This window comes from Streptomyces sp. NPDC052910 (assembly GCF_055585605.1).
In genome coordinates, this window is record NZ_JBVJJR010000002.1 from 628,915 (window position 1) to 643,857 (window position 14,943).

The window sequence follows — 14,943 nt, forward strand, 5'->3', positions numbered from 1 at the left end:
GGTGGGCGAGCGGGCGGGGGCGAGCGGGTGGACGGCGGCCGCGGCGGCACCCGTCCGTTCCCCCGCCGCGCGGGCCGCCGGGGTTTCCGGCCGGGCGGCGCGGACGCCACCGCGGCACGGGCGGCGGGGGAACGGGAAGGGGTCCGGGTGTCCTCAGCGGGGGAACGGTGGCGTCCCCCGCGCCGGGCCCGCAGGGGAACTGCCCTGGAGGCGTTCCGGGGAAACCGCTCCGGCGGGAGCCGTTCCGTTCGGAACGGCTCCCGCCGGAGCGGCTGCCCGGCCGTCGGCTAGTGGAACTGCTCCTCCTCGGTGGAGCCGGTCAGCGCGGTGGTGGAGGAGGCGGGGTTGACGGCCGTGGAGACCAGGTCGAAGTAGCCGGTGCCCACCTCGCGCTGGTGCCGGACGGCGGTGAAGCCGTGCTCCTGCGCGGCGAACTCCCGCTCCTGCAACTCCACATACGCCGTCATGCCGTGCTCGGCGTAGCCGCGCGCGAGCTCGAACATGGCGTGGTTGAGGGAGTGGAACCCGGCCAGGGTGATGAACTGGAACCGGTATCCCATGGCGCCGAGTTCGCGCTGGAACTCGGCGATCTCGGCGTCGCCGAGCGCGGCCTTCCAGTTGAAGGACGGCGAGCAGTTGTAGGCGAGCATCTTGTCCGGGTACTCGGCGTGGATCGCCTCGGCGAACTCCTTGGCCTGGGCCAGGTCCGGGGTGCCGGTCTCGACCCAGATCAGGTCGGCGTAGGGGGCGTAGGCCAGGCCACGGGCGATGACGGGGGCCATGCCGGGCTCGACGCGGTGGAAGCCCTCGGCCGTGCGCTCGCCGGTGCAGAAGCGGGCGTCGCGCTCGTCGACGTCGCTGGTGAGCAGGTTGGCGGCCAGCGCGTCGGTGCGGGCGACGATCAGCGTCGGGACGCCGGCGATGTCCGCCGCCAGGCGGGCCGCGTTGAGCGTGCGGATGTGCTGCCCGGTGGGCACCAGCACCTTGCCGCCCAGGTGGCCGCACTTCTTCTCCGAGGCCAACTGGTCCTCGTAGTGGATGCCCGCCGCGCCCGCCGCGATCATCGCCTTGGTCAGCTCGAAGGCGTTGAGCGGGCCGCCGAAGCCCGCCTCGGCGTCGGCCACGATGGGCGCCAGCCAGTCCACCGAGGTGTCGCCCTCCGCGGTGGCGATCTGGTCCGCCCGCAGCAGCGCGTTGTTGATCCTCCGGACCACCGCCGGCACCGAGTTGGCCGGGTACAGGCTCTGGTCGGGGTAGGTCTGGCCGGCCAGGTTGGCGTCGGCGGCCACCTGCCAGCCGGACAGGTAGATCGCCCGCAGCCCCGCCCGTACCTGCTGCACCGCCTGACCGCCGGTCAGCGCGCCGAGCGCGTGCACGTAGTCGCGTTCGTGCAGCTCGCGCCAGAGCCGCTCCGCGCCTCGCCGGGCCAGGGTGTGCTCCTCGCGGACGCTCCCCGCCAGCCGTACGACGTCCTCCGCCGCGTAGGTGCGCTCCACGCCCTTCCAGCGCGGGTCCTCCGCCCACCGCCGCGCCAGCTCCCGGGCCGTCTCGACCGCCGCCGTCCCTGCCTCAACCATGACCGTCTCCCGGTGTCGCCTCGAAGGTGCGTCCGTTCCACCGGCGGGGCACGGGCTCCGGCCCGTCGGTCCCGCCGCAGTGCTGCCGAGCGATCGTGCGCGGCCCGTCCCGGTCCGCGGTGCGCGGGCGGGGTGCCGGGCGCCGGGGCGGGGTACGGGCGGTGCGTGCCGCGGGCCGGCGGGCACGCCGGAGGGGCGCGTTCGCCGGGCCGCCGCAGCGTCGGGCCGCACCACGACTGTGACAGTGGCACTGAGTGCCATCAACCACGGCTTTCTGCCAATTTCCGGTGAACGCTCTCCGACGTCCCGCCGACCGCCCGGACGGCCTGGCGGCCTCCGGCGACGGCCTGTTCGGGCGGGTGGTCCTCACCCGGCCGCCGCGCAGCGCCAGTTCCACCGCCCCGCCCGCCCGGTGAGGTCGGTGCGCGACAGCGGCGGTACGTCCAGCCGCCAGAAGACGTCCGCCGGCAGGCCCAGCGCGCTGACCACCGCGGCCCGGACCACGGCCGGCGCGACGACCGCGAGCACCCGGCCGCCCTCCTCCGCCTGTGACGCCAGCCAGCCGCCGGTGCGGGAGAGCAGGGAGCGCAGCGGTTCTCCGCCGGGCGGGGCCGCGTCAGGGTCCGTCAGCCAGGCGGCGACCCCGGCGGGATCGGCGGCCGCGACCTCCGCCAGTGTCCGGCCCCGCCACTCCCCCACGTCCGGATCACCCAACTCCGGTGACGGCACGGAGTGCAGCCCCAGGGCCTCGGCCGTCGCCCGGCAGCGCGCCTCCGGCCCGGTGTACACCCGCCGGAACCCTCCTGATCCGGACAGACCGGCGAGAACACCCGCCCGGGTACGAACCTCCCGCAACTCCGCTTCCTCCGGCGCGTCGTCGTCGAACCGTGCCGCCCGCAGGGCCGCGGTCCCCACCGGCGCGACCAGCGTCACCCGAACCGTCACCACATCCGTCCTTCCCGTCTCTCCGTCCCCACGCACCCGGCGCGGCCAGGCATTTCGCGCCCGGCGGCGCGCGGGTGCGCCTCCCCTCGTCCATGGCGCGGGGGTGGCTCAAACGGTACGGTCACGACGACACGACGAAGGGTGACGGAAGCCGGTGGGAATCCGGCACGGTCGCGCCACTGTGTTCCGGGGCGTTCCGCGCGGCGCCCGGGGAGTCAGACCCGCCCCTCGTCGTCCGGCATCCGAGGAACGGGACGCGACACTCCCCAGGAGGTTCCGCCATGGCATCATCCGCTCTCACCCCGTCCGGCACGTCCGCCGAGACCCCGGCCGTCACTCCGATATCCCTGAAGGACATCGCCCCTTGGGCCGTCCTCGTCGGCCTGCTCACGCTGGCCCTGCTCTACTTCGTCGGCGCGGAACAGGGCGCCACCTCGCTGCTCTCCGGCGAGAACGTGCACGAGTGGGTCCACGACGGACGCCACCTGCTCGGCTTCCCGTGCCACTGACCGGCGGGAGGACGCGCACCGTGACTCCCGTCCCCGTCCGGGCGCTGCTCGTCCGCGGGTTGCTCGCCGGGCTCGGCGCGGGCCTGCTCGCCCTGGCCGTGGCCTATCTGCTGGGCGAGCCCCCCGTGGACGCGGCCATCGCCTACGAGACGGCCCACGAGCACGGGCACGGCGGCGGCGAACCCGTCGGCCGTACCCTGCAGTCGACGGCCGGCCTCGCCACCGCGGTCCTGGTCTACGGCGTGGCGCTCGGCGGCATCGCCGCGCTGGCGCTCTGCGTCGCGCTGGGCCGCGTCGGCCGGTTCGGGCCGCGCGCCACGGCCGTACTGGTGGCCGGCGGCGCGCTCCTGGCCCTGTACGTCGTCCCGTTCCTCAAGTACCCCGCCAGCCCGCCCTCGGTGGGCGACCCGGACACCATCGACCGGCGCACGGCGCTGTACTTCCTGATGATCGTGCTCAGTGTGCTGCTGTGCGTCGGCGCGGTCGTCCTGCGCCGCCTGCTGGTTCCCCGGCTGGGCGGCTGGCACGCCACGGTGGCCGCCGGCGCCGCGCTGCTCGTCGCCGTCGGGCTGGCGTACGCGTTCCTGCCCCCGGTGGACGAGGTGCCGGACGACTTCCCGGCCGACGTGCTGTGGCGGTTCCGGCTCGCCGCGCTCGCCGTTCAGGGGGCGTTCTGGGCCGGGTTCGGCCTGCTCTTCGGGCAGCTCGCCGAACGGCTGCTGGTCCACCGGGCCGTACGGCGTCACCCGATGACCGTCCCCTGACCGCACCCCCCCTGATCGCGGGGCGCCGTCCGTGTGGCCGCCACCACGCGGACGGCGCCCCGCTCTTTTTCGTCTGTGACGGATGCTTTCGGAGTGACCGGCAGGGCAGGATGTGCCGGAAGGTACGCGCCGAAGGGGGACCGCGCGGGTGCACGGGGGAAGCCACCCACCGCCGTTCACCGTCCGGCCCGGCCCCCGGAGCCTGGAAGGAACGAGCGAGAGCATGCACCCGACCCCGACCCCGACCCCGGCCTCACCCCCGCCCCCGTCCCCATCTCCGTCTCCGTCTTCGGTACGCGGGCTGCCCGGAGCCGCCCGATGACCACCGACGACCACGCCGTGACCACCGACGACCACGTCCTCGTGCGGACCGAGGGCCACGCCGGCCGCGTCACCCTGAACCGGCCCCGGGCCCTCAACGCCCTCACCCACCCGATGGTCCGCCGGATCGACGCGGCCCTGACGGCCTGGGAGCGGGATCCGGCCGTCCGGACGGTCGTCCTCGACGGCGCCGGCGACCGCGGCCTCTGCGCCGGCGGCGACATCCGCGCGATCCACGACGACGTACGGGCCGGCGGCGGCACCGCGTCGGCGGCGTTCTGGCGGGACGAGTACCGGCTCAACGCCCGTATCGCCAGCTACCCCAAACCGTACGTCGCCCTCATGGACGGCATCGTCATGGGCGGCGGCGTCGGCGTCTCGGCGCACGGAAGCGTCCGGATCGTCACCGAACGCTCGCGGGTCGCCATGCCGGAGACCGGCATCGGCTTCGTCCCCGACGTCGGCGGGACGTTCCTGCTCTCGCGCGCGCCCGGAGAGCTCGGCACCCACCTCGGGCTCACCGGCACCACGGCCGGCGCGGCGGACGCCCTGCTGTGCGGGCTCGCCGACCACTTCGTACCCGCCGCGTCGCTGCCCGCCCTGGCGGCGGAGCTCGCGACGGACCCGGTGGACGAGGTGCTGCCCCGCCACGTCCGCCCGGCCCCGCCCGGCCGGCTCGCCGAGGACCGCGAGTGGATCGACGCCTGCTACGCCGCGCCGACCGTCGAGGAGATCGTCGAACGGCTGGCGTCCCACGGCTCCCCGGCCGCCAAGGAGGCCGCCGACACCCTCCTCGGCCGCTCCCCCACCTCGCTCAAGGTCACCCTCGCCGCCCTGCGCGCGGCGCGCGGCCTCGGTTCGCTGGAGGCGGTGCTGGAGCGGGAATTCCGGGTCTCGTGCGCGGCGCTGTCCTCGCCCGACCTGGTCGAGGGCATCCGGGCCCAGGTCGTCGACAAGGACCGCTCCCCGCGCTGGCACCCCGCCCGCCTGGCCGACGTGGACGAGGAGGCCGTGGCCCGCTTCTTCGCCCCGGGCGGCGCCTTCGGGGCCGACCGGCCGCTCTTCCCGCGCGAGGCGGCTCACCCGATGGGGTGACAGCCCGTCACGGCCCTGACGCTTCCCGGGCCGAGGGCCGTGACCGGGAGCGCGGCACGGGCGGCGGCGGGCGGGGGCGTCGTGGGAACGGCCGAAGCCGCCCTTCCGCCGGTCGCGGAACGCTACCGTGGACGTCACGGGGGAGCGAGCCGAGGGCACCGCGAGGAAGGCGAAGACGACCATTGGACGACCCCACCACCGCCGGCGCCGCGCCTGGCACCACGGTTTCCGCCGGCACGGCCTCCGTCACCACGTGCGCCGCCGAACCGCTCGGTCAGGTCGGCGAGTTGGTCGGCATACTCACCGACGACCAGTACCTGCACCGCCCGCGCGGGGCGAGCCCCATCGCCGGGCACGTCCGGCACTGCGTGGACCACTACACGGCCATCCTCGCGGGCGCCGGCAGCGGTACCGTCGACTACGACCGGCGCACCCGGGGCGGACCGGTCGAGACGGACCGGGCGGCGGCGCTGGCCCGCCTCGCCCACGTCCGGAGGCTCGTCCGGACCGTCACACCGGGTGACCTGCGGCGTCCGGTGGAGGTGGTGAGCGTGGTGGCGCCGGACGGCTCGGTGGCGCGGACGCCGTCCACGGTGGGCCGGGAGCTGGTGTTCGTCGCCCACCACGCCGTCCACCACCTCGCCGTGATGGTGCCGCTGGCCCGGGCGCTGGGTGTGGAGGTCCCGGCCGAGTTCGGGTACGCGCCGGCGACGCTGGCGGCCGGGCGGCGGGCGGTGCCGGGGGCGGAGGCCTGAGGGGTTACGGTCGTGGGACGTGCCTCCCGCCCGTCCCCTCAGGAAGCCCCCTCGCATGCTCGTCGCCCGCTCCGCCGCCCTGTTCGTCCTCGCCGCCCTGTTCGAGATCGGGGGCGCCTGGCTGGTGTGGCAGGGGGTGCGGGAGCATCGCGGCTGGCTCTGGGCGGGCGCCGGAGCCGTCGCCCTGGGACTCTACGGCTTCGTGGCCACGCTCCAGCCAGACGCGCACTTCGGGCGGATCCTCGCCGCGTACGGCGGGGTCTTCGTGGCCGGTTCGCTCGTCTGGGGAGCGGTGGCGGACGGATACCGGCCCGACCGCTACGACGTGGTGGGCGCGGTCGTCTGTCTGGCCGGCATGGCCGTCATCATGTGGGCGCCGCGGGGTCGGTGAACCGGCCGGGGGTGTCCCGGCCTCACCCTCGCCCCAACGCCGGACAGGCTGATGTCAGCCTGTCCGGCGTCCGAGGACGAGCGGCGAAGCCGCGGTCCGGGGGCGCGGCCCCCGGGAACCCGCGAAGGGGAGGGACCTGGGCGCCCCCGACGGCGACCTCAGCCGAGCTGGGCGAGCGCCTGGTTGAACGTCGCCGACGGCCGCATCACCGCGGCGGCCTTCTCGGCGTCAGGCTGGTAGTACCCACCGATGTCGACCGGCTGCCCCTGCACGGCGTTCAGCTCCTCGACGATGGTGCCCTCCTGCTCGGTGAGCGCCTTGGCGAGCCCGGAGAACGCCTCGGCGAGCGCCGCGTCCTCCGTCTGGGCGGCCAGCTCCCGCGCCCAGTACATGGCGAGGTAGAAGTGGCTGCCGCGGTTGTCGATGCCCCCGAGGCGACGGCTCGGCGACTTGTCCTCCTCCAGGAAGGTCGCGGTGGCGCGGTCGAGCGTGTCGGCGAGGATCTGCGCGCGGGCGTTGCCGGTGGTCTTCGCGTAGTGCTCGAAGGACGGCACGAGGGCGAAGAACTCGCCGAGCGAGTCCCAGCGCAGGTAGTTCTCCTTGACGAGCTGCTGCACGTGCTTGGGCGCGGAACCGCCGGCGCCGGTCTCGAAGAGGCCGCCGCCGTTCATCAGCGGGACGACCGACAGCATCTTGGCGCTGGTGCCCAGCTCCAGGATGGGGAAGAGGTCGGTCAGGTAGTCGCGCAGCACGTTGCCGGTGACGGAGATGGTGTTCTCGCCGCGGCGGAGGCGCTCCAGGGAGAGCTTGGTGGCCTCGACGGGGGCGAGGATGCGGATGTCCAGGCCCTCGGTGTCGTGCTCGGGCAGGTACGCCTTGACCTTGGCGATGAGCTGCGCGTCGTGAGCGCGGGTCTCGTCGAGCCAGAAGACGGCCGGGTCGCCGGTGGCGCGGGCGCGGCTGACGGCCAGCTTCACCCAGTCCTTGATGGGGGCGTCCTTGGTCTGGCACATGCGGAAGATGTCGCCCGCGCCGACGGCCTGCTCCAGGACGACGTTGCCGGCGGCGTCGAGGACGCGCACAGTGCCGGTGACGGGGACCTCGAAGGTCTTGTCGTGGCTGCCGTACTCCTCGGCCTTCTGCGCCATGAGGCCGACGTTGGGAACGGAGCCCATGGTCGACGGGTCGAAGGCGCCGTGGGCGCGGCAGTCCTCGATGACGGCCTGGTAGACGCCGGCGTAGCTGCTGTCCGGGAGGACGGCGAGGGTGTCGGCCTCCTTGCCGTCCGGGCCCCACATGTGGCCGGAGGTGCGGATCATGGCCGGCATGGAGGCGTCGACGATGACGTCGCTGGGGACGTGCAGGTTGGTGATGCCGCGGTCGGAGTCGACCATCGCCAGGGCGGGGCCCTCGGCGAGCTCGGCGTCGAAGGACTGCTTGATCTTGGCGCCCTCGGGCAGGGCCTCCAGGCCCTTGTAGATGCCGCCGAGGCCGTCGTTGGGGGACAGGCCGGCGGCGGCCAGCGCCTCGCCGTGCTCGGCGAAGGTCTTCGGGAAGAAGGCGCGCACGACGTGGCCGAAGACGATGGGGTCGGAGACCTTCATCATGGTGGCCTTGAGGTGCACGGAGAACAGCACGCCCTCGGCCTTGGCGCGGGCGACCTGCGCGGTGAGGAACTCGCGCAGCGCGGCGACGCGCATCACGGAGGCGTCGACGACCTCGCCCGCGAGCACCGGCACGGACTCGCGGAGGACGGTGGTGGTGCCGTCGTCACCGGAGAGCTCGATGCGCAGGGTGCCGTCCTCGGCGATGACGGCGGACTTCTCGGTGGACCGGAAGTCGTCGACGCCCATGGTGGCGACGTTCGTCTTGGAGTCGGAGCTCCAGGCGCCCATGCGGTGCGGGTGGGCCTTGGCGTAGTTCTTGACCGACGCGGGGGCGCGGCGGTCGGAGTTGCCCTCGCGCAGGACCGGGTTGACGGCGCTGCCCTTGACCTTGTCGTAGCGGGCGCGGATCTCGCGCTCCTCGTCGGTCTTCGGGTCGTCCGGGTAGTCCGGCAGGGTGTAGCCCTGCTCCTGGAGCTCGGCGACGGCGGCCTTGAGCTGCGGGATGGACGCCGAGATGTTCGGCAGCTTGATGATGTTGGCGCCGGGGGTCTTGGCCAGCGCGCCGAGCTCGGCGAGGGCGTCGGGGATGCGCCGGCTCTCGTCCAGGTACTCGGGGAAGCTGGCGATGATGCGGCCGGCCAGGGAGATGTCGCGGCTCTCCACGGTGACGCCGGCCGTCGAGGCGTACGCCTTGACCACGGGCAGGAACGAGTGGGTCGCCAGCGCCGGCGCCTCGTCGGTGTGCGTATAGATGATGGTCGAGTCAGTCACCGGGTGCTCCGCTCCACGTTTGCAACATTGCTCGACATCAAGATATCCCGAACGGGCCGCCTCGCTCACAGGGCCCTGCCCCTCCGTTTTCGTCACAGGCCCCGGTGACAGGACTCCACGGCAGGGCCCCACGACAGGACCCCGCCGCTCCGTGCCCGGAGCGGCGGGGTCCTGTGACGTGAAGGCGGGGAACCGGCGTCAGGAGACGGCCGCCGCCGACGGCTCGGCCGTGCGCGGCCCGGGGAGGTTCGGGTCCTCGGAGGTGTCGCGCCCGGTGCGCCCGCCGTCGAGGACGGGGTCGGGCCCGGGCAGCCCGTCCCGGTGGGCGCGGACGCCGGCGCGGACGGCCCAGAAGTAGAAGCCGAGGGCGGAGAGGCCGACCAGCGCGGTGTCGAGGCCGCCGGGGATCAGCCCGTGGCCGCCGAACTCGGGGCTGCCGAGCGCGGAGACCAGGCCGGTCCAGAGCAGGAAGGCGGCCATCCACCAGGCGGGGGCGAACTGCCTGGCCAGATTCTGCTCGCCCTTGCGGCGCAGCACGATCGCGGCGATGGGCAGCGAGACCAGGGTGAGGAGGGCGACCTTGCCGGTGTTGGGCCACTTGGACCAGTACAGGGCGCAGGCGGCGAACGCGAACGTCAGCGGGCAGAGCACGGCGGCGGCGGGCAGCCGGAACGGGCGCGGCAGCTCGGGCTTGGTCTTCCGGAAGACGCCGACGGCGATCGGGCCCATGAGGTACGAGACGACCATCGCGGCGGAGACGACGCTGGCCAGGGCCTCCCAACTGTGCCCGATGGTGAGCAGCAGGAGGACGGAGAAGGCCAGGTTGAGCCACATGGCGGGGCGGGCGACGCCGTAGCGCGGGTGCACCTCGGCGATCTTCTTGGGGAAGAAACCGGTCTCGGCGAGGTTCTGCGCCAGGTACGCGGACGAGGCGACGTTGCCGATGTTGGCGCCGGACGGCGAGATGAACGCGCCGAACTGGAGCAGGGTGACGACCCAGTGCAGCATCAGCAGTTTGGCGAGGTCGGCGAAGGGCGAGGCGAAGTTCACGCCGTGCCAGCCGCCGGCCTCCGCGAGCCGCTCCGGCGGGACCGAGCCGAGGAAGGCGACCTGGAGGGCCAGGTAGATGACCAGGCCGAGGGAGAGCGCGCCGACGAGGGCGAGCGGGATGGCCCGGCCGGGGTTCTTGGCGTTGCCGCCGAGGTTGACGACGGCCTGGAAGCCGTTGAAGGCGAAGACGACGCCGGAGGCGGAGACGGCGGTGAGCACCGCGGACCAGCCGTTGGGGGCGAAGCCGCCGTGGGCGGTGAAGTTGCCGGTGTGGAAGCCGGAGGCGACGAGCGCGGCGATGGCGATGACCGGGATGGCGAACTTGACCAGCGTGAGCAGGTTGTTCGCGCGGGCCAGCAGGGCGACGGACCAGTAGCAGGCCAGCCACAGGGCGACGGTCAGGAGCAGGGCCATGCCGATGCCCGTGGTCGTCAGATGGCCGTCCGCGACCAGGCCGCGGGCCCAGCCGAAGTTCCAGGACGCCATGTACTGGGTGCCGGCGATGGATTCGATCGGGATCAGCGAGGCCGTCGCGATCCACACCGCCCAGCCGGTGACGAAGCCCAGCACCGGGCCGTGCGAGATGGAACCGAACCGGGCCATGGCGCCGGGCAGCGGGTAGGCCGCGCCGACCTCGGCGTACGACATGGCGATCATGCCGATGAAGATCGCGCCGATGACCCAGGCGACCAGCGCGGCGGGTCCGGCGACCTGGGCCGCCTGGCCGGCCCCGAAGAGCCAGCCGGAGCCGAAGATGGATCCCAGGCCGATCATGATCAGGGCGAAGAGACTGAGGCCCTTGCGATTGGCCGCGCTCACATCCACGTGATGTTCTTCCGTTCTGCCGGTGCCGCCAGGAGGTGACCTGGGACGGCCGGGACTTTCCGCGCTTTCCCCGCTTTTCAGGCACTTCGCGGGGTTTTCGAAGCCGCGACGGCCCCCGGGAGCGGACACACGGATGTGGCGGCGAGACGGCCGAGGACGTACAGAGCGACGTCGGACATAGTACGACAACCTGTTGAAACGGCTGCCACAGGCCCGGTGGGCGGACATGACACAGTCGGCCGCGAGGAAGCATCGTGGGCGGCCCCGCGCGGGAGTGCGTTCGCCACCGACAGTGCGAAGGGCGACACTCCGCGGTCGCCATCGGCCGGGCGCCACATTGCCCGAAAGGGAAATCGCGCACCGAAATAGGACTCCCGAAGAGGAGGGGCGGATTCCCAACCACACGGTGACGCCACCGTCAACTCTTGCCAATGCCCAGGCATATGCCTAACGTCGACATCGTCGCGAAGCGGTGATGGCCACACCGTGACGAGGCGCCGAGAAATTCCGAGATGAGTGAGGGGAGGTATCCGCCATGCGCAAGATGATCCTGACCGGGGCGCTGTTCGCCCGGATTACCCGCAAGGACCGTCTCACCCTGCCGTACGCCTACTACTAGGCCGGCACGGCGAAATGAAGGCAGGCGGCCGCAGCAGCGACTGCGGCCGCCTGCGCCGTCGGCAGCCTCTTCCCACACGCGCGATTCCTGCGAGGTCCCCGTGACGACCGCCGCCTCCCCACCCGTCGGAATACCAGGACCCGGCGGGGATAAATACCTCGGAAATCTCCACGCGTTCAGCAGCGACCCGCTGGGTTTTCTCACCTCGTGTTCCCGGACGTACGGAGACGTCGTACGACTCGGCGCGAACAATGTACTGCTGACCTCGCCGGGCGATGTCGAGCGAATGCTGGTCGACCGGAATTCCAAATTTTCCAAGGCGAGCGCGGACACACGACGCGGTTCGCGGCGGCAGGGTTTTCCCCGTTCGATGATGAACAGCGACGGAGCCGACTGGCAGGCGAAGCGGCACCGGATGCAGCCCGCCTTCGGCCGGGTGCTGACCACACGGGCCGCCGAGATCGTCGACGCCCAGGGCGAGCGCATGCTCGCCGGCTGGCGGACCGGCACCCCGCGCACACTCCAGGACGACGTCTCGGTCCTCACCCTGCGGCTGGTGACGTCCCTCATGTTCGGGGACGAGTTCGGCGACGAGGACACCGCGGAGGTCGCCCGGCTGGTCGCGCCCATCATGGACCTGTCGACCTCGCCCGTGCTGCTGCCGGAGTGGGTACCGACCCCGCGCAAGCTGCGCATCCGGCGCTCGATGGCCCGGGTCGACCGCACGCTGCGCGCCCTGGCCTCCTCGCCCGCGGCCGCGGACCCCGACCGGGCTCCCGTCCTGCACGCCCTCGTCCACGGGGACCCCAAGCCGACGCCGGACGAGCTGCGCGACGAGCTCGCCACTTTGATCATGGCCGGGTTCGAGACGACCAACGACTCCGTCGTGTGGACCAGTGTCCTGCTCGCCCGCCACCCCGAGGCCGCCGAGCGGGTCCGCGCGGAGGCACAGGCCGCCTTCGCCTCCGCCCCGGCCGGTCTGGCCCGGATGGAAGCCCTCCCCTACACCCACGCCGTGGTCCGCGAGGCGCTGCGCCTCTACTCGCCTGTCTGGATCACGAGCCGGGACGCCATGGAGGACATGGAGTTCAGCGGCCACATCGTGCCCGCCGGCACGACGGTGACCGTCAGCCAGTGGGTCAACCACCGCGACCCCCGCCACTGGGAGGCCGCCGAGGAATTCCGCCCCGAACGCTGGCTCCCCGGCGCCCCCAGCGTTCCCCGCGGCTCCTACTTCCCCTTCGGCCTCGGCCCCCGGGTGTGCATCGGCGCGGCCGTGGCCACGACGGAAACCGTGCACATCGTCGCCGACATCTGGCGCCGCTTCCGGCTGGAGCTCGTCGCGCCCGAGCGCATCAGGCCGCGTCCGGCGCTGGCCCTCCAGCCGATGGGCGTGGAGGTCGTGCCGCGGGCGTGGTGAAGCGCTCGGACTGACAGGGTGAAACCCCGGTGGGGACGGCCCGGACCTGCCCGTCTCCCACGGGCCGGCCCCACCCGCCGTCGCCCGCCCCGGCCGGTGCCCGTCGCACCGGCCGGGGCGGACGGCGGCCGTCGGTCACTCCCCCGGGGCCCGCTCCCCCGCCGGATCCCGGGCCTCCGGGTCGGCCCCGGGCAGCAGCAGGATCCCCCAGGTGACGAGCGCCGCCCCGACGCCCTCCGGGACGAGCCACCACCCCGTCCGCACCCGCTCTCCGTAGACGAGCCCTCCGAGTGCCAGGCTGACCAGCGCCTCGCCCAGGGTGAGCGCGGGCTGGGAGGCCACCAGCGGCCCCGACTCCATGGCGTTGGCCAGCAGGAAGAGGGCGCAGGCCCCGGCGGCCACGAAGGCGTACGTCTGCCAGGCCGTGAAGAAGGCCCCGGCGCCGTGCTCGTCGAAGGTGCCGGTGGCCGCCTTCATCAGGGTCGCGGTCAGCGCGTACGCGATCGCCGAGGCCGAGGCGAACAGCGCGGCCCGCGCCCGGCCTCGCGGACGGGTCAGGGCACCCGCCGCGCAGAGCGCCACGGCCGCCCCGCCGCCCGCCAGGGTCGCGGCCCACCGGGCGCCGGGCGCCTGGTCGGCGCCCCCGCCCGGGGCCGCCGCCGCCAGCCCCAGCCCGAGCCCCGCGGCGACCGTCAGCGACGCCGCCCACCCGGCCGCCGGCAGCCGCCGCCGGGCGAAGGCGCAGGCGAGAAGCAGGGTGAGGGGAAGTTCCAGGACCAGGATCGGCTGGACGAGCGACAGTGAGCCGAGGGTCAGCGCCAGCGCCTGGCAGGCCGCGGCGCCCACGATGACGGCGATGCCGCCCAGCCACGCCGGGCTGCGCATGAGGTGCCGCACCAGCCGCACGCTGAACGCGTCCCCCTCAGGTACGGTCCGCGCGGCGATCCGCTGGAGCACCGTCCCCAGGGCGTTGCCGGCCGCCGCGAGCAGCGCGACCAGCGCGGGCACCAGACCACCCACGTCGCCGTACCTCCCGTCCCCGCCATCGACCTCTCACGGTGCCGGCGGCGCCGGCCCGGGCGCGGCAGCGGCGCCCCGCCGAAGGGCGCCCGTCACCCGTCCGCCCCGACGGCTCCTGCCCTGCGGGGCGGTCGCTACACGAGGGGCCGCCACACGGGTCCGCCCCCATGAGCCGCGCACGCCGGCCGGCCACCGGACTCCCTTACGACGGCTCCCGCCCGGCGACAGGGCCCGTACACGACGGGTGCCTCGGGGAGCGACCCCCCGCAGCCGCACGCACCTGCCGACAGCGGCACTCCCCAGCGACAGGGCCCGAACACGGAGGGCGCCCCGAAGGGCGACCGCCCGCGGCCATGCGCGCCGGCCGACCGAGGGCTCCCGCATGACGGCCGCCGCCTCGCGCGGCCCCTGCCTCGCGCGGCCGCCGGCGTCGGCCGCGCGGCGGGCAGGGGCCGGACGCCCGCGCGGCGGCTCGCGTCCCCGGGGGGATCCGGAGCCGCGGGGATCCGGAGCCGCGGGGAGCGGTACCGCACGGCCGCGTCAGCGGCGCGCGCCGGCCGCCCTGCGGAGTGCCGGCCGTTCCGCGGCTTCCGCGTTCGCGGCCCACAGGGAGCGGACGTGGCCGAGGTGGCGGTTCATGCACGCCTCGGCGCCCTCGGCGTCGCCGGCGAGCATCAGGTCCAGGAGTTCGAGGTGTTCTTCGGCGGACGGGATGAGCTCGTCGCGCTCGTCGAGGGCGGTGAGGCCGTAGAGGCGGGAGCGCTTGCGGAGGTCGCCGACGGTCTCGACCAGCCGCTCGTTGCCGGACAGGCCGAGGAGGGTGAGGTGGAACCGCCGGTCCGCCTCCAGGTAGCCGATGAGGTCGTGGTCGCGGGCCGCGCGCACGATCTCCTCGGCGACCGGGCGGAGGGCCTCCAGGTCCGCGCGGGCGGCGGTCCGGGTGATCCGGCCGACCATGGGCACCTCGATCAGCGTGCGGATCTCGGTGTACTGGTCCAGGTCGCGCTCGTTGACCTCGGTGACCCGGAAGCCCTTGTTGCGGACCGGCTCGACCAGCCCCTCCCGGGCCAGGTCGAGCATGGCCTCGCGGACGGGTGTCGCGGAGATGCCGAAGTCCTCGGCGAGCCCGGGCGCGGAGTAGACCTCGCCGGGGCGCAGCTCTCCGGAGATCAGCGCGGCGCGCAGGGCGTGGGCGACCTGGTCGCGCAAGCGCTCCCGGGCGGTGATGAGGTTGCGCTGCTGAAGGTGGCCCATGGTGTCCCTTTCGCGCCCCG

General features: G+C 73.9%; 13 protein-coding genes. 7 read left to right on the forward strand and 6 right to left on the reverse strand.

Annotated elements, in window-relative coordinates; genetic code table 11:
- Positions 1-287: 287 nt before the first annotated feature.
- Positions 288-1,577 (reverse strand): isocitrate lyase, encoded by a 1,290-nt coding sequence (gene aceA, locus ACZ6X9_RS08460; RefSeq protein ID WP_469777164.1) that lies wholly within the window; start codon positions 1,575-1,577, stop codon positions 288-290.
- A gap of 366 nt (positions 1,578-1,943) precedes the next feature.
- Complete coding sequence (locus tag ACZ6X9_RS08465) at positions 1,944-2,522, reverse strand: histidine phosphatase family protein (protein ID WP_469777165.1); 579 nt, start codon at positions 2,520-2,522, stop codon at positions 1,944-1,946.
- Positions 2,523-2,803: 281 nt separating this feature from the next.
- On the opposite strand from ACZ6X9_RS08465, the gene ACZ6X9_RS08470 reads away from it, so the two are divergent.
- From ACZ6X9_RS08470 to ACZ6X9_RS08490, 5 genes are all read left to right on the forward strand, one after another.
- Complete coding sequence (locus ACZ6X9_RS08470; protein ID WP_469777166.1) at positions 2,804-3,031, forward strand: CbtB domain-containing protein; 228 nt, start codon at positions 2,804-2,806, stop codon at positions 3,029-3,031.
- A gap of 20 nt (positions 3,032-3,051) precedes the next feature.
- Complete coding sequence (locus ACZ6X9_RS08475) at positions 3,052-3,795, forward strand: CbtA family protein (protein ID WP_469777167.1); 744 nt, start codon at positions 3,052-3,054, stop codon at positions 3,793-3,795.
- Positions 3,796-4,113: 318 nt separating this feature from the next.
- The gene (locus ACZ6X9_RS08480; protein ID WP_469777168.1) at positions 4,114-5,211 is read left to right on the forward strand and encodes an enoyl-CoA hydratase/isomerase family protein; all 1,098 of its coding nucleotides are present in this window, start codon (positions 4,114-4,116) and stop codon (positions 5,209-5,211) included.
- Between the two features lie 182 nt (positions 5,212-5,393).
- A complete protein-coding gene (locus tag ACZ6X9_RS08485; protein ID WP_469777169.1) occupies positions 5,394-5,966 on the forward strand; it encodes a DinB family protein in 573 nt (190 codons plus the stop codon).
- A gap of 55 nt (positions 5,967-6,021) precedes the next feature.
- Positions 6,022-6,357: a YnfA family protein gene (locus tag ACZ6X9_RS08490; protein ID WP_469777170.1), complete on the forward strand. Its 336-nt coding sequence runs from the start codon at positions 6,022-6,024 to the stop codon at positions 6,355-6,357.
- A gap of 158 nt (positions 6,358-6,515) precedes the next feature.
- Here the strand turns inward: ACZ6X9_RS08490 and ACZ6X9_RS08495 are convergent, their stop codons facing one another.
- Together ACZ6X9_RS08495 and ACZ6X9_RS08500 are read right to left on the reverse strand one after the other, a co-directional pair.
- Positions 6,516-8,735 (reverse strand): NADP-dependent isocitrate dehydrogenase, encoded by a 2,220-nt coding sequence (locus tag ACZ6X9_RS08495; protein ID WP_469777171.1) that lies wholly within the window; start codon positions 8,733-8,735, stop codon positions 6,516-6,518.
- A gap of 198 nt (positions 8,736-8,933) precedes the next feature.
- Complete coding sequence (locus ACZ6X9_RS08500; RefSeq protein WP_469777172.1) at positions 8,934-10,604, reverse strand: APC family permease; 1,671 nt, start codon at positions 10,602-10,604, stop codon at positions 8,934-8,936.
- Positions 10,605-11,154: 550 nt separating this feature from the next.
- Between ACZ6X9_RS08500 and ACZ6X9_RS08505 the strand changes: the two genes are divergently transcribed.
- Both ACZ6X9_RS08505 and ACZ6X9_RS08510 read left to right on the forward strand, forming a co-directional pair.
- Positions 11,155-11,229 carry a cittilin family RiPP precursor gene (locus ACZ6X9_RS08505; RefSeq protein WP_469777658.1) on the forward strand — a complete coding sequence of 25 codons (75 nt, stop codon included), beginning with the start codon at positions 11,155-11,157 and terminating at the stop codon, positions 11,227-11,229.
- Between the two features lie 100 nt (positions 11,230-11,329).
- On the forward strand, positions 11,330-12,649 hold the full coding sequence (locus ACZ6X9_RS08510) for a cytochrome P450 (protein WP_469777173.1): 1,320 nt from the start codon (positions 11,330-11,332) through the stop codon (positions 12,647-12,649).
- 135 nt (positions 12,650-12,784) lie between these two features.
- On the opposite strand, the gene ACZ6X9_RS08515 is transcribed toward ACZ6X9_RS08510, so the two are convergent.
- Positions 12,785-13,669: a DMT family transporter gene (locus ACZ6X9_RS08515; protein WP_469777174.1), complete on the reverse strand. Its 885-nt coding sequence runs from the start codon at positions 13,667-13,669 to the stop codon at positions 12,785-12,787.
- A gap of 540 nt (positions 13,670-14,209) precedes the next feature.
- The gene (locus ACZ6X9_RS08520) at positions 14,210-14,923 is read right to left on the reverse strand and encodes a GntR family transcriptional regulator (protein ID WP_469777175.1); all 714 of its coding nucleotides are present in this window, start codon (positions 14,921-14,923) and stop codon (positions 14,210-14,212) included.
- Between the last annotated feature and the right edge of the window lie 20 nt (positions 14,924-14,943).

Coding starts and splice junctions, on each gene's coding strand:
- ACZ6X9_RS08480 (WP_469777168.1), top strand. CDS start 4,114: ATGACCACCGACGACCACGCCGTGACCACCGACGACCACGTCCTCGTG.
- ACZ6X9_RS08470 (WP_469777166.1), top strand. CDS start 2,804: ATGGCATCATCCGCTCTCACCCCGTCCGGCACGTCCGCCGAGACCCCG.
- aceA (WP_469777164.1), bottom strand. CDS start 1,577: ATGGTTGAGGCAGGGACGGCGGCGGTCGAGACGGCCCGGGAGCTGGCG.
- ACZ6X9_RS08520 (WP_469777175.1), bottom strand. CDS start 14,923: ATGGGCCACCTTCAGCAGCGCAACCTCATCACCGCCCGGGAGCGCTTG.
- ACZ6X9_RS08490 (WP_469777170.1), top strand. CDS start 6,022: ATGCTCGTCGCCCGCTCCGCCGCCCTGTTCGTCCTCGCCGCCCTGTTC.